This is a genomic window from Pseudomonas sp. RIT-562, from assembly GCF_026241895.1.
Classification (GTDB): domain Bacteria; phylum Pseudomonadota; class Gammaproteobacteria; order Pseudomonadales; family Pseudomonadaceae; genus Aquipseudomonas; species Aquipseudomonas mandelii_F.
The window spans coordinates 1-21007 of record NZ_JAPJIV010000039.1; the positions used below are offsets into that span (position 1 = coordinate 1).

General features: G+C 63.9%; 14 protein-coding genes. All 14 read right to left on the reverse strand.

Annotation, left to right across the window (positions count from 1 at the left end):
* Positions 1-60 precede the first annotated feature (60 nt).
* The 14 genes from ORL50_RS28365 to ORL50_RS28430 all read right to left on the reverse strand — a co-directional run bounded on the left by ORL50_RS28365 (position 61) and on the right by ORL50_RS28430 (position 20177).
* Positions 61-2166: a TonB-dependent receptor family protein gene (locus ORL50_RS28365; RefSeq protein WP_266019976.1), complete on the reverse strand. Its 2106-nt coding sequence runs from the start codon at positions 2164-2166 to the stop codon at positions 61-63.
* 173 nt (positions 2167-2339) lie between these two features.
* The gene (locus ORL50_RS28370; RefSeq protein ID WP_266019977.1) at positions 2340-4166 is read right to left on the reverse strand and encodes an ABC transporter ATP-binding protein; all 1827 of its coding nucleotides are present in this window, start codon (positions 4164-4166) and stop codon (positions 2340-2342) included.
* Between the two features lie 99 nt (positions 4167-4265).
* On the reverse strand, positions 4266-5474 hold the full coding sequence (locus ORL50_RS28375) for an acyl-CoA dehydrogenase family protein (RefSeq protein WP_266019979.1): 1209 nt from the start codon (positions 5472-5474) through the stop codon (positions 4266-4268).
* Between the two features lie 24 nt (positions 5475-5498).
* On the reverse strand, positions 5499-7211 hold the full coding sequence (locus tag ORL50_RS28380) for a dipeptide ABC transporter ATP-binding protein (RefSeq protein ID WP_266019981.1): 1713 nt from the start codon (positions 7209-7211) through the stop codon (positions 5499-5501).
* Positions 7208-8071 (reverse strand): ABC transporter permease, encoded by an 864-nt coding sequence (locus ORL50_RS28385; RefSeq protein WP_266019983.1) that lies wholly within the window; start codon positions 8069-8071, stop codon positions 7208-7210. Before ORL50_RS28385 ends, ORL50_RS28380 begins: the two co-directional genes overlap by 4 nt.
* Positions 8068-9060, reverse strand: a complete 993-nt coding sequence (locus ORL50_RS28390) for an ABC transporter permease (RefSeq protein ID WP_266019985.1) — start codon at positions 9058-9060, stop codon at positions 8068-8070. The genes ORL50_RS28385 and ORL50_RS28390 overlap by 4 nt, the downstream gene beginning before the upstream one ends.
* Positions 9057-10742 carry an ABC transporter substrate-binding protein gene (locus ORL50_RS28395; protein ID WP_266019988.1) on the reverse strand — a complete coding sequence of 562 codons (1686 nt, stop codon included), beginning with the start codon at positions 10740-10742 and terminating at the stop codon, positions 9057-9059. Before ORL50_RS28395 ends, ORL50_RS28390 begins: the two co-directional genes overlap by 4 nt.
* A gap of 552 nt (positions 10743-11294) precedes the next feature.
* Positions 11295-12953, reverse strand: coding sequence for a dipeptide ABC transporter ATP-binding protein (locus ORL50_RS28400; protein WP_266019990.1), 1659 nt, complete (start codon positions 12951-12953; stop codon positions 11295-11297).
* A complete protein-coding gene (locus ORL50_RS28405) occupies positions 12950-13837 on the reverse strand; it encodes an ABC transporter permease (RefSeq protein ID WP_266019992.1) in 888 nt (295 codons plus the stop codon). Before ORL50_RS28405 ends, ORL50_RS28400 begins: the two co-directional genes overlap by 4 nt.
* Positions 13838-13881: 44 nt before the next feature.
* On the reverse strand, positions 13882-14934 hold the full coding sequence (locus ORL50_RS28410; RefSeq protein ID WP_266019994.1) for an NADP(H)-dependent aldo-keto reductase: 1053 nt from the start codon (positions 14932-14934) through the stop codon (positions 13882-13884).
* 38 nt (positions 14935-14972) lie between these two features.
* Positions 14973-16322 (reverse strand): LLM class flavin-dependent oxidoreductase, encoded by a 1350-nt coding sequence (locus ORL50_RS28415; RefSeq protein WP_266019996.1) that lies wholly within the window; start codon positions 16320-16322, stop codon positions 14973-14975.
* Positions 16319-17629, reverse strand: a complete 1311-nt coding sequence (locus ORL50_RS28420) for an acyl-CoA dehydrogenase family protein (protein ID WP_266019998.1) — start codon at positions 17627-17629, stop codon at positions 16319-16321. The genes ORL50_RS28415 and ORL50_RS28420 overlap by 4 nt, the downstream gene beginning before the upstream one ends.
* 23 nt (positions 17630-17652) lie before the next feature.
* On the reverse strand, positions 17653-18585 hold the full coding sequence (locus ORL50_RS28425) for an ABC transporter permease (protein WP_266020000.1): 933 nt from the start codon (positions 18583-18585) through the stop codon (positions 17653-17655).
* Positions 18582-20177: an ABC transporter substrate-binding protein gene (locus ORL50_RS28430; protein WP_266020001.1), complete on the reverse strand. Its 1596-nt coding sequence runs from the start codon at positions 20175-20177 to the stop codon at positions 18582-18584. The genes ORL50_RS28425 and ORL50_RS28430 overlap by 4 nt, the downstream gene beginning before the upstream one ends.
* Positions 20178-21007 lie beyond the last annotated feature (830 nt).

The window sequence follows — 21007 nt, forward strand, 5'->3', positions numbered from 1 at the left end:
AGAATGCGCAGGTATTCGAAGGATTACGCCACGCCACAAATCCGACCCACATCTTCAATGCTAAAACCGAAACGCCACCCCCGTCGTCACGTTGATCGCATCCCCCGGATAGAAATTGGCCGAGTCATTGCCCCTGGCGTCATACGCGGTGTTGGCCGCCGTGGCATATCGCTCATTGGTCAGGTTGCGCGCGTCGAGGAACACTTCCCACTTCTTGCTGGGCGCCTCATACCCCACTTTCGCGCCCCATACCGTGTACGACGGAGCGCTCAGGGTATTGGCAAAGTCGACGTAGTAACTGGAAGCGGCGCGGGCGTTGAGCTGGGCGTAGAAGCCGCTGTCCTGGCGGTATTGCAGCTCGGCCTGATAGACCTGGCGTGGCAGGCTCGGCAGCTGGTTATCGCCGAACGTCGGGTCGTCGCGATAGTGGAAGTCGTTGAAGGTGTAGGCCTGGCGCAGGGTCACCGAGTCGCCGTTGCGCCCCTCCCACAGCAGCGCATTGAGCCCCGCTTCGAGGCCCTGGTGAATCGTCTTGCTGCCGTTGGACGTCGCCACCAGTTGGTCCTGGGTGGCAGTCGCCTGGCGCACCACAACTGACAACAGCTCTTTCTGAATCCACGAGCGATACACCGTCAGGCTGCCATCGAATACGCCGTGCCCACCACGAATGCCGAACTCCACGGTGTTGCCCTTCTGCGGCCGGACGTCGCGGATGTAAGGCGTGCCGGTGCTGCCCAGCTGCCAGGTCACCGGTGGATCGATCGAACGGCTGACATTGCCGAACAGCTCGAATTCCGGGGTCAGCTGATAACGCAGGCCGATGCGCGGGGCGATGTCGTGCTCGGTGTATTCGACACCGTTGGGAAATTCGCTGGTATTGGTCCCGGTGGTGTATTCGATCTGCGCCTTGCGCTTGATGTCGATGAACGACAGGCCGCTGGAGAGCCAGGTGCGCTCGCCCAATTGCAGCTCATTACCGAGCGAAAACACGGTATCGCGCGAGCCGGTGTAGTTGGTTTCCTGCAGCTTGATATCGGTACCCTTGGCATGGGATTTCACATCCGCCAGGTACGCGCGGGTGTTGCTGAAGGTCAGCGTGCTGTCGCTGGGCAGGCCGAGGAAAGTATCACCCGAGCGCAGGTAGCGCAGGGTCAGGCTGATGTCCTTGGAGCGCCAGTCCTGGGGCGTGGCGGAGTAGCGCCAGCCGTTGTACAAGGGATAGTTATTGTAGCCAAGGCCCACTTCCAGCCTGGAATTGTCGTCGAAGGTGTAGGTGGTCTTGTTGCCCAGGAGGGTCGAGCCGTCCTTGCGTCGACCGGTCGGCACGTTGTTGCTTTTGGGGTCGTGCTTGAGCTGGTACTTGGTCAGCGTGTTGCCCTGGGTCAGGGTTTCTTCGCGATAGCGCAGGAAGAATCGGGTCTCCAGCTTGGGGTTGAATACGTGGCCGAAGTTGGCAACGATGCCCTGCCCTTCGTTGGGCGTGTTGTCCTGATAACCGTCGCGCTCATTGTGCAGCACGCTCACGTAGTAATCGCTGTTGTCCACCACCCCGCCGGTGCTCAACTGCTGTTTGCGGTAGCCAAAGCTGCCGACTTCGAACCGCGCGTAGTTGCCCGGGTCGGTGCGCCCGGTCTTGCTGACGAAGTTGATCGCACCGCCCAGGGACAAGGCTGAATAATTGAAGGCGTTGGCGCCGTACAAAACCTCGGTGTGATCCACCGAGGCCATGTCGAGCATGTCTTCCTGGGTGCCACCTGGCCCGGTCAACGGCAAGCCGTCGTAGAGGAATTTGATCCCCAGCACGTAGCCCTGATAGAAGGTATTGAGCCCCGAGCCGCGGATCGAAATCTTGTTGGCGCCGGAGCCGCTGGTAGCCTGGGCAAAGACCCCAGGTTGCAGCGCCAGCACGTCCTCGGCGTTGGCCGCCCGGCCGCGCTCGATCTCGCGGTTGTCGACCACCGCCGTTTGCCCGGCGACTTTTTTCAGCTCCCTTTCGGCTTTCTGCACTTCAGTGGCCTGGGCGCCGTTGACGACTACGGTAGCGAGCGTCGGATCGTTCGGCGCTGCGACGGCAGTGCCCTGGAACAGCAGGCATACAAGACCCAGACTGGACGCCGCCGTTAACGAATCCAGCCGCCGCGCGCGCGCTTTGAATTTATGCTGCATTGATGGGTACCCCTGGCCTGATGATGGTTTGGAGCATCTATTCGTATAGTCGCGCTCGACGTTGGACTTTGCAGCCTTCGTGCCAGGCTAAAACCCATTAAAAACAGGTAAATACGCACCTGCAGCGGCATCGATCAGGACACATTGCCCAAGCACTGTTGCGCGCCCAACAGTCAGGCCAGCGCTGCATCCGACTCGGTACTGAATTGCCGGCTCCACAAGCGGAAATACTGCCCACCCTGAAGCAGTAATTCGTCGTGGCTGCCGTCCTCGATCACCCGGCCCTTGTCGAACACCAGAATGCGGTCCAGGTGGGCAACGGTCGAAAGACGATGCGCCACCACCAGCACCGTTTTGTCCTCCATGATTTCGTCCAGTTTGTCCTGGATAAAGCGCTCGGTGATCGAATCCAGGCTCGAAGTCGCTTCGTCCATCACCAGGATCGGCGCGTTTTTCAGCAGCACCCGGGCGATCGCGATGCGCTGCCGCTGGCCGCCAGACAACTTGACGCCACGCTCCCCCACCAGCGACTCGTAACCGTCCTCCATGCTGGCGATAAACTCACTGGCACCGGCGCGATGGATCGCTTCGGCCACTTCGTCCATCGAAGCATCCAGGCGTCCGTAATGAATGTTCTCGCGAATGCTGCGGTGGAACAGGCCGGGCTCCTGGGGAATCAGGCCGATTTGCTGGTGCAGGGAATGCTGCGTGGCGTCGCGCACATCGACTCCGTCGATCAGCACCGCGCCCTGCTGCACGTCGTACAAACGCAGCAGCAGATTGAGCAGCGTGGATTTTCCCGAGCCCGATGCGCCCACCAAACCGACCTTCTGCCCTGCCGGAATCACGATGTTCAGGCGCTGGAAAATCGGTTGGTCGGCGCCGTAATTGAAGCCGACTTCACGAAACTCGATTTCGCCGCGCTTGACCTGCAAAGCCGTTGCGCCGGGGCGGTCGATCACCTCATGGGGCCGAATCAGCGTGCGCACGCCATTGGCAATGTTGCCAGTGGCCTCGAAGAACTCGAGAAAGCGTCGAGACAGGTTGCCGACGTCACTGATGATCAGCAGCGACAGACTGGTGGACATCACAAACGCGGCGATATCGATGCGCTGGTTGCGCCACAGGTACAGCGCCAACAGCAACAATCCCAGTTTGAGCAGTACACCGCAGCTGGTCTGGAACCAGCGGATCTTTTCCATGTAGCCCAGGGAGCGATAGGCCGCCGCCACTTCCTTGTCGAGAAAGCGCCCTAGATAACTGTGTTCAAAAGCGTGCCGGGCAAACAGGCGGATGTTGGCCAGGTTGGAGACTGCATCCACCACCTTGCCCGAGCTGGTACTGCGCGCAGCCGAGTACTGTTGCGCCAGTGGATGGCTGCGCCGGGCCAGCAGGTAGCACACGGCGATAAACAGCAGCGACCAGCCGGCCATGAACAGCGCCAGCAGCGGCGATGCGGTCCACAGCAGCACCGTGGCCAGGCTCAGGGTCACCAGCAACGGGATCAGGTCGAACAGCAGGATGCTCAGGGTCTGGTTGACCCCCATCGCGACCTCGGAAACCCGGTGCGCCAGGGCGCCGGCGAACTCGTTGCTGATGAATCGGTGCGAGTGCTTCTGCAGGTAGGCGAACACCACATGGGTGACCGTGCGCCGCTGCAACGGCAGCACATGGATATGGCAGCCGGCCGCCGCCCGGGTAAACAGCACCTCCAGCACCAGCAGTGCGCCGAACATCGTCAGCGGCCACTGCAGCACTTCAAATGCCCGCTCGGCTTCCAGGCCGTTGCTGACGGTGCGGGTGATCTGCCCCAGGCCCCAGGGAATCAACAGGCTGCAAATCACCGCGGCGATCTGCAGCAGCAGGATCGCCACGTACCAGCCCTTGAAATTGCCAATGAAAAATCCCACGAACGCCCCGGGCGTCGCAGGCAAGTGCTGCACATTCCAATGATGTTTGCGGCGATCGGTGGGTGGGAGCGATGAAAAGGACCAAGTCATGACCAATGGCATTCCTGAATGACGCCTGTGGCCGCGCAGCTTTCAGGCAAAAATGGGCACCTGCGGTGCCCGGTTCAATGGTGCGAGTCCAGCCAACGCTTAAAACAGTCCGGAAGTCGGCGGCGGCGTGCCTTTCAACTGCCAGGCGCCCACCGCAGCGGCTTTCCAGTGCCGCGGATTGTGATTGGCCACGGTCCGCGCATTACGCCAGTGGCGGTCGAGGTTGTGCGCGCGGCCAGTGGTGGAAGCGCCGCCGACGTCGAACACCAGCTCTGCCGCCTTGAGCGCCGACTCGGCCGCGATGTATTGCGCCTGGGCGACTTCGATGGCCGCCTCATCCACGGCCTGGGGATCGAGGTCACTGGCCCAGGCCCGGTCGATGGCCTCGGCTGCGCGCAGCACCACCGCTTCGGCCGTGAATGCGCGGGCCGAGATGTCGCCAACACTGAGTTCGACGTAGGGGTCGTCCACCGACCGCGCGGCCGTGCTGTGCTTGATCGGTCGCGCATGCTCGTTGGCAAAGGCCACCGCATCGTTCAACGCATTGCGCGCGATCCCGGCCTGCACCGCCGCGAGAAACAGCTGCAGGAATGGCGTGACGATGGTGCGCTTGCCCTCCTCCACGGTGCGGGTGCGGATTTCATCGGAGCGCACCAGCACATCATGCAGATGAGTGGTGCCACTGGCGGTAAGGCGCTGGCCCATGGCATCGAAGTCGTCGAGCAACTCCAGCCCCTGGCGATCACGCGGCAGAATGAACGAAACCGGCTGCTCGTTTTCGTCGAGGGCGACGGCGCTGACCCAATCGGCATACAACGAACCGGTGCTGTAGTACTTGCTGCCGGTGGCCCGGTAATGCTCGCCGTCACGCACGATGCGCGCGCTGATCGAACCGTTCGCGCCGCCGACTTCCCAGCCGGCATTGCCGACCACGGCACCTTGCAGGTAGCGCTCGAACCAGCGCTCGCGCTCGCCCTCCGCCCCCTGGGCGCCAGAGGCCAGCAAACCCTCGATAAAGCCGAATCCGGGGCGCAAGGCCTGGGCGACATTGGAGTCGGCCGAGGCGATGCGGATCAGCAAGCCGATCACCTCCTTGACCGAGCCTGCAGCGCCGCCAAACCGGGTCGGGATGCGGGTGGTGAACAGCCCCGCCTTGGCGATCTGCGCCACGGCCTCGTACGGCAGTTGCCGATCACGCTCGCGCTGCGCCGCGCCGGCGGCAATCAGTGGCAGCAACTGGTCGGCCCGGGCATTGAGTTCCTGCACCGAGGCAACCGGAGTCTTGGGTACGGCAGTCAACGTAGTCATGGCAATTCCTTGTTCAAGTCGAGCTTAAATGGCGATTTTCCAAAGCCGGGATTCGTCGAACAGCCACCCCGGGTTTTCCGGTTCCAGTGGCGGTACGACCAGGGTGACGCCAGCGCCCGGAAGACGCGGCACCGCACCCAACAGGCGCTGGGTGTACTCATGCTGCGGGCGATGAAACAGCGTCTCCACCGCGGCGCTTTCGACGACCTTGCCGTGGCGCATCACCAGCACTTCATCGCTGACGTGACGGATCACCCCAAGGTCGTGGGAGATGAACAGATACGCCAGGCCGAGAGACGCTTGCAGGTCCGCCAGCAGGTCGAGCACCTGGGCCTGGACCGACACATCAAGCGCCGAGACCGGTTCGTCGCAGATGATGACTTTGGGGTTACTCGCAATCGCCCGGGCGATTGCCACGCGCTGACGCTGGCCGCCGGACAGTTGCAGCGGACGACGGGAGACCAGCTCCCTGGGCAGGCGCACCTGGGTCAATAACTCTGTGATTCTCGCGCTCTGCTGCTCACCGGCAATACCGGCGACATCCAGCGCATCGGCGAGGATTTGCCCGACGTTCCAGCGCGGGTCGAACGAGCTCAGCGGGTCCTGGTAGATCACGCTGATGTCCCGTCGATACAGGCGTCGCTGCTGTTCTTCGACCCGCTGCTGGCCCACTCCGGACCAGGGCTGGCCGAGAAACTGCACCTGGCCCGCGTCCGGTTCCAGCAGACCAAGGACGATGCGGGCCACGGTGGTCTTGCCGGAACCGGACTCGCCGACGATCCCCAGGGTGCGCCCGGCACGCAGCTCGAAGCTCACACCATCAACCACCTGGCGCGCTTGCTGATCCGGCCCGACATAACGTTTGCCCAATTGCGTGGCTTGCAACACCACGGTTGAATCCGTACCTGGCCGGGGCGCTGCGACCACGGTACTGCGCTGCGGTGACAGCCGCGTGCCCCGCGCATGCTCAGCCGGCACTGCATCGAGCAACGTGCGCGTATACGGATGACGCGGGTTGCGCAGAACCTGGTCCATCGGCCCCTGCTCGACCACTTCGCCGTGGCGCAACACCAGCACCTCATCGGCCAGTTGGGCGACCACTGCCAGGTCGTGACTGATGATCAGCAGCGAATCGCCGCGTGCCTTGATCTCTTGCAGCACTTGCAGAATCTGCGCCTGCACCGTGGCGTCCAGCGCCGTGGTCGGCTCGTCGGCGATCACCAGGCCGGGGCTCAGCGCCAGCGCACTGGCGATCAGCGCGCGTTGGCGCAGGCCGCCGGATAATTGATCAGGACGCTGCCGCGCGCGCAGCTGCGGTTCGGGCACGCCGACTTTTTCCAGCAGCTCGATCACCCGCTCGGCGCGGCTGCGCCGATCACCCCAGTTATGCGTCTTGAGCACCTCGAGAATTTCCTTGCCCACCGGGCGCAGCGGGTCCAGCGACACCAGCGCGTCCTGCAGGACAAAACCGATGCCCTTGCCGCGCAGCCCGCGCCAGCCGCGCTCGGACAAACCCAGCAGGTCCTGGCCGCCGTAACTCAGGGTGCGTGCGCTAACCCGTGCCCCCGACCCTGCCAGGCCAATCAGGCTGCGGGCGGTGACGCTCTTGCCGGAACCGGACTCACCGACCAGGGCCAGGGTCTTGCCCGGTGCCAAGGTAAACGACAAATCGCGCACCACTGGCTGGCCGGCGAACTCGATGCACAGGCCTTCGACGATCAGATGTTTGTCACTCATGTCAGACGACCCTCCAGGCGTTGTTGCAGGTAACGGCCAGCGACCGTGGTGGAAAGCGTGGTCAGCACGATGAACAGCCCGGGGAAGAACGTCAGCCACCAGGCATTGGCGATGAAGTCGCGCCCCATCGACAGCATCGTTCCCCACTCCGGCGCCGGTGGGCGCGCGCCCAGGCCCAGGAAGCTCAAGGCGGACGCCCAGACGATGGCCTGGCCGACGCCCATGGTGAGCGTCACAATCAGCGGCCGCATCGCGTTGGGCAGCAGCTGGCGTGTGATGATTCGCAGCGGCGGATGCCCGAGCGCCTTGGCCGCCTCGATGTAACCGGCATTGCGCACCGCCAGCACCTGGCCGCGCACCATCCGCGCATAACCGGGCGCACCGCCCAGGCCGGTGGCGACGATCAGCGGGCCAATGCCACTGCCGAACACCGCCACGAACAGCAGCGCGAGAATCAGGCTGGGGAAAGCGAAGAGGATTTCCAGCAACCAGCCGACTCCGCGATCCAGGTACGCGCCGCCCAGGCCGCCGAGCAGGCCGAGGACGATGGCGATGCTCATCGCCAACGCGGTGGCAGCCAGACCGATGAACAGCGATTGCCGGGTGCCGTGGATCACTCGGGAAAAAATGTCGCGCCCGGACTGATCGGTGCCGAACCAGTGCGCCCAACCGGGCGGATGGAAGGCATCGTGCGGCACGATCGCCAATGGATCGCTGTGGGCGAACAACTGCGGCAGCAGCGCCGCGACGATCAGGAACGCGAGAAAGCTCAAGGCCAGCAACGGACCGATGCGCCATTTGCGCGCGGTGCGCTGCAGGCGAATGCCAGGCAGCGCTGCATCGAGGGTGATTTGACTCATGGCGCCTGCTCCTGTTGGCGAGGGTCGACCCACAGGAACAGCAGGTCGACGAGAATGTTGGCCAGCACATACCCAGCCGCAACCACCAGGCTGATGCCGATGGTCAGCGGCAGGTCCTGAGCCTGCACCGCCTGGTACAACTGGCGGCCCAGTCCCTTGCGGGAAAAGATCACTTCAATCACCACCGCGCCACTGATCAGCGCGCCGATGGCCCAGCCGGACAACGAGATGCCGGGCAACACCGCGTGCCGCAGCGCGTGCCGGAAACGTACGGCGGTGTCGCTGAGGCCGCGAGTACGGGCGGTGAGCACGAAAGGTTGATCGAGGGTCAGTTCCAGCGACTCGCGGGTGACCTGCGCGATGAACCCAGCCAACGGAATCGCCAGCGCCACCGCCGGCAGCACCAAGGTGCGCCAGCCATCACTGCCGGCCGGCGGAAACAGGCGCAGGCCGAAGGCGAACACCGCCAGCAGCAGGATGCCCAGCCAGAAGTGCGGCAGCGCTGCCGACAACGTTTCGGCCAGGGACGCCAGGTTCGACACCCAGCGCCGACGTCCCGCCGTCAGTACGGTCAGCGCCAGCACCAGGATCCACGCCAGCGCCAGCGCGGTGATGGTCAGTTGCAGCGTCGGCCAGGACTGCTCGGCGAGCACTCGCGTCACGGGCAGGTGCTGGGAATAGGACACGCCCAGGTCGCCCTGGACCAGCCGGCCCAGATACAGCACGTATTGCACCGCCAGGGGCTGGTCCAATCCATATTCGCGCTTGGCCTCGGCGATGGTTTCTGCGGTTGGATTGCCACTCGGTCCGCCGAGGATCGCCAGCACCGGGTCACCCGGCATCAGGCGCAGGGCGAAGAACGTCAGCGTCGCTACCGCCCACAGCACCAGCACGCCGCCCAGGACACGCCACAGCGCGCGACGGCCCAGGCGAACCAAGCGTTCGCGAGCCGGGTTGGGCAGTTCATTGGCCAAGGATTCACTCGTCATTTGTTCACCCATGCGTCGTAGAGGTAGGTCACTGCCAGGGAAGGCTCCAGGCGCACGCCCTGGGTGGTCTTGTAGATGCCCAGGCGCGAGCTCTGCGGGTAGGTGGTCAGTTGCAGGTACTGACTGGAAGCCAGTTGCTGCGCCTGGTAATACAGGGCTCGACGTTGCTCGGCGTCCTGGGTGGTCAAGGCACCCTGCACCAGCCCTTCGAACACCGGGTCGGTGTAGCCGGCGGTGTTCTGGTGATAGCCACCCACCCCGGCCGGGCTGATGAAATCCGCACCGAAGATGATCCGCAGCACGTCGGCGGTGTTGGTGTTCCAGTAGCCCAGGCGGATGTCGTAATCCCAGTCGGCCTGACGTTTGGTGCTCTGCACGTCACTCATCTGTTCGACGATCAGCTCGAAACCGGCCAGGCGCGTGGTGGCCTGCACCTGCTCCCACAGGGTGTATTCCGAGGGCGGGGTGCGGTTGCCCATGATCACGCGAACCTGCAGGCGCTTGCCGTCGCGGGTGCGGTAGCCCTCGGCGTCGCGTGTGGTCCAGCCGGCTTCGTCGAGCAGGCGTGCGGCCCGAGCCGGTTGATAATCCTGGGCATGCTGGAAGTCCGGACTGTAGAAGCGCGTGGCCGAACTGAGCGGGCCACCGGCACGCGGAAACTCATTGAAGTACACGCTCTTCAACGCCCCCTCGACATCGGCGCTGCGCACAAACGCCTCGCGCACTTTCAGGTCATTGAATGGCGCACGGGTGATGTTCAGCGTGCCGTTGGTGGGGTTGCCCGGGCGCTGGGCGATGATCAGCGCCAAGTCCGGATTGCGCCGCGCCGCTTCGTGGGATTCGGGCGGCAGCGCTTCGATCACATCGACCTCGCCGGCCTGCAGCGAAGCAAAGCGCACCGACGGCTCCTGAATGAACTTCCAGACGATGCGCTCAAGCCAGGCCGGTCCCTGGTGTTTGGCGGTGGGCGGCGCCCAGTTGTAATCGGGGTTGCGCACCAGCTCGACCTGGCTCTGGCGGTCCCAGCGCACCACCTTGAACGGCCCGCTGCCGACCGGGCTTTCGCAGTTCACATCACGCGGCCGGGTCAGCGCCGTGGGCGACTGGATGCCGAGAAAGCCCTGGGCCAGCACTTCGAGGAAGGCGGCATAGGGCGTCGCCAGGTGCACGACCGCCGTGTGCGCATCGACCACATCGGTGCTGCGGTACTGGCGAATGTAGCCACCGGCGGTACTCGACTGGGTCTTCGGGTTGGCCATGTGATCGAGGTTGGCCTTGACCGCCGCCGCATCGAACGGCGTGCCATCGGTGAAGTGCACGTCATCACGCAGGTGGAAGGTGTACGCCAGGCCATCGGCGGAGACTTCCCAGCGCGTGGCCAACCAGGGGCCGATGCGACCTTCTTCGTCCATCGAGACCAGGGAATCGAGGTACTGCTGTGCGACGAACACTTGCGGCATGTCTCCACCCACATGGGGATCGAGGCAGGTGGGTTCGCGGTCAGTGGCATACACCAGCGTCCCGCCGCTGACCGGCTGAGCGCTGCGCGCAACTGTGGATTCGCCCTGGCCGCAGCCGATCAACACGCTGCACAGCGCAGCGATTCCAAGGCTGGGGAAATGCTTGAGCGCCGAGCTGGATCGGCTGCCGTCAGGTGTCAGATAAGGGGCAAGTATGCGCATGGGTCCTGATGCCTATAGTCCGGGAACAGGGCTATTGCACAAGGCATGCCGGGTTTTTTTCGCCAGTAAACAGGGGGTTTTCGGTGCAGATCGGATGTCTGCGCGAGGCCAGAAAGAACAATGTGTCCAGCAGGTGTTGATAGGCCAACAGTTGCAGCGGGTTCAATGCAACTCATGTAGCAGCTAGCGCAGCCTGCGTCGGCCAAACACAGCGCCTGCTACGTCCGATCGCGGCCCGAACCGAACGCAGCCTTCGGCAGCTGCTACAAAAAGCCCATCCACCACCAACCTTGTAGCAGCTGGCGCAGCCTGCGTCGGGTCGCGCAGCGGCCCCCAACGTTCCAAAGCCAAACACAGCGCCTGCTAGGTCCGATCGCGGCCCGAACCGAACGCAGCCTTCGGCAGCTGCTACAAAAAGCCCTTACGCCACAACCCTTGTAGCAGCTGGCGAAGCCTGCGTCGGGTCGCGAAGCGGCCCCCTGCATTCCAAAGCCAAACACAGCGCCTGCTACGCACGCGGACGCAGCCTTCGGCAGCTCCCAACAGTGCGCCTCAAATCGCCAGCTGCAGATAGACCTCCACTGGCGCACGTTCGGCTTGCAGGGTCGGGATCGCGTCGATCAGCGCGCGGGTATAGGCATGCGCCGGACGGTCGAACACCGTGCGTACCGAGCCGGATTCCACCACCACGCCATCCTTCATCACCAGCACTCGCTCGCTCACATGATTGATCACGCCCAGGTCATGGGAAATAAACAGGCAGGCCAGGCCCAGGCGACGCTTGAGGTCGTCGAGCAATTCGAGAATCTGCGCCTGCACCGACACATCCAGCGCCGACACCGGTTCATCGCAGATCAGGATTTGTGGTTGCGAGGCCAACGCCCGGGCGATCGCGATGCGCTGACGCTGTCCGCCGGACAGTTCAATGGGCCGACGCGCCAACAGCCTGGCATCCAGGCGCACCAGGTCGAGCAACTCCACCGCCCGGCCGCGCCAGTCCCGACGCGGCAGCCCCGCCACTGCCAGGGCTTCGAACAGCACCCGCTGCACGGTATAACGCGGATCGAAGGAGTTCAGCGGGTCCTGGAACACCACCTGGACTGCACGCCGCGCCTGGCGTTTCTGCGTGGCATCCAGTGCTGCCCAGCGTTGCCCGCTGAGCCACACATCGCCAGCGTCGGCGGTTTCCAGCCCGAGGATCAAGCGGGTCAAGGTGGTCTTGCCGGAACCCGATTCCCCGACGATTCCCAACGTCTCGCCACGGCGCAACTGCAACGACACCTGGTTCAGCACCGTGCGCCGACGCTGGTCCGGGCCGGTAAACGACTTGGTCAGACCACGGGCTTCGAGCAACACCTCACCCACGGCTTCAGCCTCTGGCTCGACCACCGCGAGCAGCCGGCGCACCGGCTGGAAATGCACCGCCCTGGCCGCCCGCAGCAGTGATTGGGTGTACGGGTGCTGCGGGTCCTGAAGTACCTGTTCGGTCGATCCCTGCTCGACAATGACCCCATGGCGCATCACGGCCACTCGATCCGCCAGGCGCGAGACCACAGACAGATCGTGGCTGACCATCAACAGCGCATTGTCCTCCCCGCGCAGGCTCTCCAGCAGGGCAATCACCTGGGCCTGCACTGTCGCATCCAGGGCCGTGGTGGGCTCGTCGGCAATAATCAGCCGCGGATTGCAGGCGATGGCCGAGGCGATCAACGCCCGTTGCCGCAACCCACCGGACAGCTGCCAGGGGTACTGGCTGGCGCGCAGTTGCGGTTCGGGCACGCCGACGTCACGCAGTAATTCCAGCACGCGCAAACGCCGCGCCTGCAGATCTAATGAAGTGTGCAGAGACAGCGGCTCTTCGATTTCCGCGCCGACCCGACGCAACGGGTCCAGTGCGCCCAGCGCGTCCTGCATGACGAAGCCAATGCTCGCGCCGCGCAGACGCTGCCAGTCGCGCTCGTGCAGCGATCGCAGGTCGATGCCCTGGAACGCCAGCTTGGCAGCGTGCACCTGCGCGCCCTTGCCGGTGAGCCCGGCCAGGGTCCGCGCGGTCACGCTCTTGCCGGAGCCCGACTCGCCCACCAACGCCAGGCACTCGCCGCGATGCAGCTGCAGACTGACCCCATGCAGCACCGGCTCGGCGTGGCCGAAGCGCACCGTCAGATCGCGGATATCAACCAACGGGCCAAGGGCCTGGATGTTCGCATTCATAGAGGTTTTCCTTCGCTGCGACGCAGCAGTTCGCGGCCGATGGCGCTGATGGAGACAACGGTGAGGGTGATGATCAGTGCCGGCCACGCGACCAGCCATGGCGCGTTCGCCAGGAAGCTGCGACCGATCGCCATCATCGCGCCCCACTCCGGCGCGGGCGGCGGTGCGCCGAAGCCGAGGAAGCTCAAGGCGGCACCGGCGGTGATGGTCCCGCCGATGCCAATGGTGGCGAGGATCAGCACCGGTTTGAACGCGTTGGGCAGGATATGCCGCAGCACCACCGCCAGCTGCGACTGGCCGAGGGTCACCGCCGCTTCGACATAACCAGCGTTGCGCACATTGAGCGTCTGCGCGCGCACCAGCCGCGCATAACGGGGAACCCCGGCAATGCCAACCGCGAGGATCAGATTGGCCGTGCCCTGGCCGAAAAACGTGATGATGACCAGCGCCAGCAGCAGGTCCGGAAATGCCAGCAGCACGTCAATCCCGCGCATCAGCGCCGCATCCAGCCAGCGTGGCCCCAGGCCCGCCAGCAGCCCCAGCAACGCGCCCCACGCCAGGCCCAGCGCGGTGGCGGCCAGGCCCATGAACAACGAGGAGCGCACCCCGTAAATCAAGCGGCTGAGCACATCCCGACCATTTTCATCGGTGCCCAGCCAATGCAGGCTGCTGGGCGGCTGGAACGCCAGCCGCGCCGACGCGTCCAGCGGATCAAAGGGCGCCAGCGCACCAGGCATCGCCGCCGCCAGCAGCAACAGCAACACGAACAGCCCGGACAGCCACAAACCCGGGCGCAACTGGCCAAGCCTGGCCAGGCGCAACGGACGATAACCGCCCTCGCCCGCCGCCGGTCCCACGATCACCGTCGCAATTGTCTGCGCCATGCACCTTTCCTTTTGTTGAGCCGAGTCAGTCTGCGCGCCTCACGTCAGGGCGCGGGGTTGGGAATACGCTGGTGGATAGCCTGGACCTGCGCCCGCACCTCGTCGCTGAGCGTGACGTCCAGCGCGCCGAGGTTGTCGCGTAACTGCGCGAGGCTGGTCTGCCCGGTCAGGGCGCTGGCCACGAAGGGCTTGTCGATGACGTACGCCAGTGCCAGCTGCGCCGGGCTCAGATCGTGCTCACGGGCGAGCTGCACATAACCGGCGATGGCCTCCTGCGCCGAAGCACTGTCATACCGGTTGAAGGTGCGATACACCGACGACAGCCGCGAACCTTCGGGCCGCGCGCCGCCCAGGTATTTGCCGGTGAGCGCGCCAAACGCCAGCGGCGAATACGCCAGCAGGCCGACGCCCTCGCGATGACTGAACTCCGACAGACCGCCCTCGTACAGGCGATTGAGCAGGCTGTAGGGATTTTGCACGCTGACGATGCGTGGCAGCCCGAGGCGCTCGCTCTGTTTAAGAAACTCGGCCACACCCCACGGCGTTTCGTTGGACACACCAATGTGGCGCACCTTGCCGGCCTTGACCTGCTCGGCCAGCACCGCGAGGGTTTCCTCGATGGCGACGCTCTCGGCATCCTCTTGGTAAGGGTATTCACGCTGGCCGAAAAAGTTGGTCTTGCGATCGGGCCAATGCAGTTGATACAGGTCCAGGTACTCGGTGTTCAGGCGCTTGAGACTGCCGTCCAGGGCTTCGACAATGTTGCGCCGATCATGCCGGCTGAGGCCATCACGAATATGCTTCTGCCCTGCGGGATCCCGTGCCGGGCCGGCGATTTTACTGGCTAGCACGACATCGCCGCGCCGGCCACTGCGGGCCAGCCAGTTGCCGATGTAGCGCTCGGTGGTGCGCCAGGTTTCGGCCTGGGTCGGCGTCGGGTACATCTCGGCGGTGTCGATGAAGTTGATCCCTTCGGCCAGCGCTAGATCGATCTGCTCGTGAGCATCGTTTTCGGTGTTCTGGTGGCCCCAGGTCATGGTGCCCAAGCCCAGCACGCTGACTTGCAGATCACTGTTGCCCAATTGACGGTAACGCATGATTGATCCTTTTGTTGAAGCAAGAGAAACGCCGGGGCTCAGGCCCGCAGCGCGTATTGATTGGTCGGAAACGGCAGGCCAAGGTGCTCGCGCAAGGTGCTGCCGGTGTATTCGTGACGGAACAGGCCGCGCTTCTGCAGCAGCGGCACCACTTCGTCGACGAAGATCTCGACGCCTGAAGGGAACATGTCCGGCATGATGTTGAAGCCGTCTGCGGCGTGCGCCAGATACCAGTGGGCCAGGGTCTCGGCGACCTGTTCGGGAGTACCGACCAGCAACCGATGCCCCACCAGGATGCGCCGCGACAGCTGGCGGATGCTCAGGTTTTCCCGGCGTGCCAGGTTCAACTGCGCTTCAAGAAAACCCTGGGAGCCGCGCTCGAAATCGGCCACCGCACCAATGCGCTCCCACGGCAGCGGCGCGTCCGGGTCCAGCTCGCTGGCAGCGATGCCGATCCGCCCGGCCACCTGCTCCAGCAACCCGTGTTCACCGTGCCAGGCGTTGAGCTCATCGAACCGCGCATGGGCCTCGGCCTCGGTACTGCCGATCACGGTCGACAGGCCCGGCATGATCTTCAGGTGCTGCGGATTACGCCCCCAGCCGAGGGCGCGCTCTTTCATTTCCTGATAGAAAAACTGCCCGTCTTCGAGGGTGGTCTGGGTGGTGAAAATCGCATCGGCATACCGCGACCCCAGGGCCTTGCCCCCCTCGGACGAACCGGCCTGCACCAGCACCGGCCGCCCCTGTGGCGAGCGTGGCACGTTCAAGGGGCCCTTGACGCTGAAGTGCTGGCCGACGAAGTCGATGGCATGGACTTTTGAAGGGTCGGCAAAGCGCCCCGAGCGCGCATCGCCGATGATCGCGTCGTCCTCCCAGCTGTCCCACAGCTTGACCGTGACGTCGATGAATTCGTCGGCGCGGGCGTAGCGATCAACGTGCAATGGCGCACCGGCGAGGCCGAAATTCTGTGCCGCCGCATCACCGGCGTTGGTCACCACATTCCACGCCGCACGCCCGCCGCTGATGTGATCCAGCGAAGCAAAGCGCCGGGCGATGTTGAACGGGTCGTTGTAGGTGCTGGAGGCGGTGGCAATCACGCCGATGCGCTGGGTCGCCAGCGCCACGGCCGTGAGCAACACCGTCGGTTCCAGACGCCCGGCGGGCTGGCTGGCGACATCGCCGCCCAGCGCAGGGCCGTCGGCGAGGAAGATCGCATCCAGGCATCCGCGCTCGGAGATCCGCGCGATGTTGCGGTAGTACTCCACATCCAGATACGCCGTGGCGGGTACTTCCGCCGCACGCCACGCGCCGGAATGCGCGCCGAAGCCGAGGATGTTCATGCCCAGGCTCATCTGCCCTTCACGGGAATTGCTCGATACTTTGCTCATACGGCACTCGCTTCGTCACGGGCGCCACCGGCCTGCTGCCCGGCATCGGCTGCCTGCAGCTGGCGCCAGGCGGCGTTGGGGCTGATGTGGTTGAGGTAAAAATTGCCCAGCGCGCGCTCGCGCAGGATCGCCGGGTTGTGCGAGGCCAGCGTGCGCGCGTTGCGCCAATGCCGATCAAGGCGTCGCGACTCGCTGGTGGCGGAGGCGCCGCCCACTTCAAACAACAAGGTGGTGGCCTCCAGCACCTGTTCGAGGACAATCTGCTGCGCCTGATAAGCGCGAATTTCCGCCTCGGTGTAATGCGCCTCGGCGGCATAACCGCCCTGTTCGGCGTCATGCACCTCCTGCAGCACTTGCGCCACCGCCAGCACCTGGGTCCGAGCGGCATAGGCCAGGCTGGATAGCCGTCCGATCACCCGCTGCACCAGCGGATCGTCCTTGGGGCTGGACTGCCCGGGAATGCCAAAGGCACGGGTGCGGCCCTGGACGAACTCTGTGGCGTCACGCAGCACCGCGTTGGCAATGCCGGCCAGGGTGGCGAGGTGGAACAGCTGGTAGAACGCGGTCAGGTACGATTCGGCGCGCAACTCGTCTTTTTTGAAGCGCCGAACGATGTGCCCCGCCGGCACTTTCACCCCGCTGAAGCGCGTGGTGCCGCTGCCCGTCAGGCGCTGGCCAAAACCGTCCCAGTCGTCCTCCACCGTCACGCCCGGCGCATCCGTCGGCACCGCCACGCTGACAAAATCGTCACCGTCCAGTGCCACCGCAGCAATCCAGTTCGCGTACAGCGTGCCGGTGCAATAGTACTTCTCACCGTCAAGCAGCCAGCCTGCCTGGTCGTTGCCCGGCTCCACCGCACTCAGGGTCACCGAGTTGCGCGTGGTGTCGCTGCGCTCGGCCATGGCCGCGCCCCACAGCTGGCCGTCGACCACCTTGGCAAACCAGTAGTCCTGGGAATCGCGGTCGCGGCTGGACAACCGGCCTTCAACAAAACCGAAATGCGCCCGCACGATCTGCGGCAGATTCGAGTCGGCTTCACCCAGGTCAATCAACAGGCGAAACAGCTGCGGCAGACTGGCCCCCAGGCCGCCTTGCGCCACCGGCACGCGCAATGCACCGAAGCCCGCTGCGCGCAGCCAGCCCAGTGCCTCATGGGCCAATTCCCGGTGCTGTTCGCGGGCAACTGCGGTCTCGGCGATGCGCGCAAATGCGTCGGCGAATCGCTGGCGCAGCAGTGCATCGGTCACTTGCAGGGTCACTGGTGGAGTCACTTGTGGAGTCACTTGCGGGGAAATCGAAGCATTCATGGTTTTTCCTTTTTCAGAGGCACTCACGCTGGATCCGCCCGAGGGTCGATCCAGCGGTTGATCAAATCCACAGCGAGGTTGACGACCACGTACACCGCCGCGGCGAGCAGCGTCACCCCCAGCACCATCGGCACGTCCTTGTTGCTGGTGGCATCAAGCATCAGGCGGCCGAGGCCTTGGCGGGCGAACAGCAATTCGATCACCACCGCACCGCCCAGCAGGCTGGCGAAAATGAACCCGGCCAGCGTCACCAGGGGCACCAGCGCATGCCGCAAGGCATGGCGCAGGCGCACGGCGGTTTCGGACAGGCCACGGGCACGGGCCATGGCGATAAAGGGTTGTTCGAGGGTGTCTTCCAGGGACTGGCGCAGCAGCTGCGTGAGCACCGCCGCCACCGGTAACGCCAGGGCCACCGAGGGCAAAATCAGCGAGCGCCAACCGACCGAGCCGGACGGTGGCAACCAGTGCCAGTGAAAAGAGAACACCAGCAACAGCAGGATGCCGATCACAAATGAAGGCGCAGAGGAAATCACCAGTTCGCTGCCGGAGGCCAAGGAGCGCACCCAGCGCGAACGGTTGGCCGTCAGGATCGCGCAGACCAGCGCCAGCACCACCGCCAGCACTGCCGCGCTGACCGACAGTTGCAGGGTCGCGCCGATCTGTTCAGCAATCGCCTGGGCCACCGGGATGCGCAGGCGATAGGACTCACCCAGGTCGCCGTGAGCCAGGCGCAGCAGGTAATCGCCGTATTGCACGATCAGTGGCTGATCGAGCCCGTACTCGGCGCGCACCCTGGCCAGCAATTCCGGGGTGGGCAAGGCGTCCGGGCCGCCGAGGATCGCCAGCGCAGTGTCGCCGCCGCTGAAATTCACCGCCAGAAACGTCAGGGTCGCCGCCCCCCATAACACGCCGATACCGGCCAGCAGGCGCAGGGCAACTCGCTTGAGCAGGCTCATGGTTGCCCCCGGTCCAGCCAGATACTGGTGAAAAACGGAACGTTGTGGGACGTGTCGAAAATCACTCCTTTGACCTGCTGCCCATACGCGGTCAGCACCTGGCTTTCCACCGAAGGCACCGCCGGCACCGTTTCGACCAGGCGTTGCTGCGCCTGGCGATACAGCGCCTGCAACTCCAGCGGGTCCCTGGAACGACGCGCCGCACTGAGCAGCCGATCCAGCTCGGCATCGCGAAAACGCCCGGCATTCTGGCCAATCAGTTTGGCGGTGCTGATGGACTGGCTGTGATACAGCACGAACAAACCGTCGGGGGTATTGGTGTGCCAATAACCAGAGGCGATGGCCTGGAATTTACCGGCGTAACGCTTCTCCGTGACCCGGGTCAGCGGCAGCATTTCAATTGGCATGTCGAAGCCGACCTTTTTCAGATCGGCCTGGATCGCCACCGACACGCTGGCCGGAAAGGCCGGGTTGTCGTAGGCCAGCAAGGTGGCCTGCAGGCGCTGGCCGTTTTTGCTGCGATAGCCCTGGGCATCGCGCCCGGTCCACCCCGCCTCGTCCAGCAGCGCATTGGCGACGTTGACGTCATAGGCCAGAGCGTCACTGTCGGGTTGATAAAAACGCGTGTTGGCCGCCAGCAGATCGGCCTTGCTGATAAATTCACCGAACCCGGAAATCCACGCCAGGCCTTCACGATCGATCGCCTTGGCCACCGCGCGGCGAACCAGCACGTCATCAAACGGTGCCTGCTCGACGTTGAACGTCATGCTGCGACTCGGATTGCCCTTGCGAATCCGACTGCGCATCACCAGCCCCGGATTGGCGCGAATCGCCGCGGCATTTTGCGCTGGCGCATCCAGGGCAAAGTCCGATTGCCCGGACTCCAGAGAAGTAAAACGGATCATCGCTTCGGGCACATAGCTGAGTTCGATGCGATCCAGATACGCCTCACCCACATGCCGCGTGACCGCAGGCGCCCAGTGATACCCCGCACGCTTAACAAAAACCGCGCCCTGATCCCGGGAATAACTTTGCAGCACAAATGGCCCACTGCCGACCGGTTGCGTGGCGATGCTCTTCGGCGCTTCGCGAATCTGCTTGGGCGAGATCATCCCCAACCAGGACTGGGCCAGCACGTCGAGAAATGGCGTATAGGGCTCACGCAGGTGGGCTTCAAAGGTGTATTCATCGACGACCTTGCCATCCAGATACGGCGCAATATAAGCCGCCGCCAACGGCGACTTCGTCGCTGGGTCGCGCATGTGTTCCAGATTGGTCTGCAGCGCCGCGGCATTAAATTTCTCGCCATCGCTGAACGTCACGTCGTCCCGCAGGTGAAAGGTATAGGTCTTGCCGTCGTCGGAAATCTCCCAGGACCGCGCCAGCCACGGACTGATATTGCCCGCCTCGTCCTGATACACCAGGCAATCAAACAGAATGCGCCCCAGCCACTGGATATTGCCGTTGGACAACGCATGGATATCAAAACTGCCGGCATCGGAAGCCGCAGAGACTTTCAGGGTGCCGCCGTTGCGCCCGGTCGCAGGCTCATGAAAATCCGTCGCCGCATAAGTCACCACGCCATTACTCATCGTCCCGTCGGCATGCTGTGCGCCGGGCTGAGGTGATGACGGGGGTGAGCAGGCAGTTAGCGCGCTATATAGCGCGATAATGCCGCAGAGTTTGAAGACCGTTCTCAATGACACATCCTTGGAGTGGTTACCTGGGAATTGAATCTTTGAGTGGGTGTATGCACTGAGCATGCCAGTGATAAAGAAACTCAAGCGGGCGTTAGTTGCGGACTGCGGACGGCCTTACAACACAGGGGATAGCGACAACAACGACTTAAATGCACCAGATCCATAATCAACAAACAATTATATCTATATGCATTTATTGGCAGATTAATTGTCGTTTAGTTTGCAAACTGCCCAACTGCTGTTGCGCTGCAAACAGTTTAAATGCCCCATACAGAGGAGAGATGTGTACACCCAGACCAGCGCAGCGCGCCGGCTTGATGCCTTGGTCGGCCCGAAGGCCGCCACGGCCCGGTTGTTGATCGCGGACGCCCCGTTAACCACGCTGGCCGAACGCAGGCATTGCGTAGCGGGGAAACCGGCAAGGATGCCGGTTTAGCCGCGCTGGGCCAGGGATGGCCCATCGCGGCGACCTGCGGAGCAATGCCGGAGTGAGGGCACACCGAGCCTAAGCGAGGTGCCGAGTGGTGGGGCAAGAAGCGTTTGGTTACTTTGCGCTTTCAAAGTAACCCGCCGTAAGGGCGGAACCATAAGCAGCCATAACCGAAAAAACGGATATGTACCCAAAGCAAGATCAACAGATCGCAGCCTCGTTTCACTCGACAGCTCCTACAGGAAAATCAATGCAACCCGCCGTAAGGGCGGAACCATAAGCAGCCGTGACC

Excerpts from the sequence above, each read along its gene's own strand:
- ORL50_RS28365 (WP_266019976.1), bottom strand. The coding sequence starts at position 2,166 with ATGCAGCATAAATTCAAAGCGCGCGCGCGGCGGCTGGATTCGTTAACG.
- ORL50_RS28370 (WP_266019977.1), bottom strand. The coding sequence starts at position 4,166 with ATGACTTGGTCCTTTTCATCGCTCCCACCCACCGATCGCCGCAAACAT.
- ORL50_RS28375 (WP_266019979.1), bottom strand. The coding sequence starts at position 5,474 with ATGACTACGTTGACTGCCGTACCCAAGACTCCGGTTGCCTCGGTGCAG.
- ORL50_RS28380 (WP_266019981.1), bottom strand. The coding sequence starts at position 7,211 with ATGAGTGACAAACATCTGATCGTCGAAGGCCTGTGCATCGAGTTCGCC.
- ORL50_RS28385 (WP_266019983.1), bottom strand. The coding sequence starts at position 8,071 with ATGAGTCAAATCACCCTCGATGCAGCGCTGCCTGGCATTCGCCTGCAG.
- ORL50_RS28390 (WP_266019985.1), bottom strand. The coding sequence starts at position 9,060 with ATGACGAGTGAATCCTTGGCCAATGAACTGCCCAACCCGGCTCGCGAA.
- ORL50_RS28395 (WP_266019988.1), bottom strand. The coding sequence starts at position 10,742 with ATGCGCATACTTGCCCCTTATCTGACACCTGACGGCAGCCGATCCAGC.
- ORL50_RS28400 (WP_266019990.1), bottom strand. The coding sequence starts at position 12,953 with ATGAATGCGAACATCCAGGCCCTTGGCCCGTTGGTTGATATCCGCGAT.
- ORL50_RS28405 (WP_266019992.1), bottom strand. The coding sequence starts at position 13,837 with ATGGCGCAGACAATTGCGACGGTGATCGTGGGACCGGCGGCGGGCGAG.
- ORL50_RS28410 (WP_266019994.1), bottom strand. The coding sequence starts at position 14,934 with ATGCGTTACCGTCAATTGGGCAACAGTGATCTGCAAGTCAGCGTGCTG.
- ORL50_RS28415 (WP_266019996.1), bottom strand. The coding sequence starts at position 16,322 with ATGAGCAAAGTATCGAGCAATTCCCGTGAAGGGCAGATGAGCCTGGGC.
- ORL50_RS28420 (WP_266019998.1), bottom strand. The coding sequence starts at position 17,629 with ATGAATGCTTCGATTTCCCCGCAAGTGACTCCACAAGTGACTCCACCA.
- ORL50_RS28425 (WP_266020000.1), bottom strand. The coding sequence starts at position 18,585 with ATGAGCCTGCTCAAGCGAGTTGCCCTGCGCCTGCTGGCCGGTATCGGC.
- ORL50_RS28430 (WP_266020001.1), bottom strand. The coding sequence starts at position 20,177 with ATGAGTAATGGCGTGGTGACTTATGCGGCGACGGATTTTCATGAGCCT.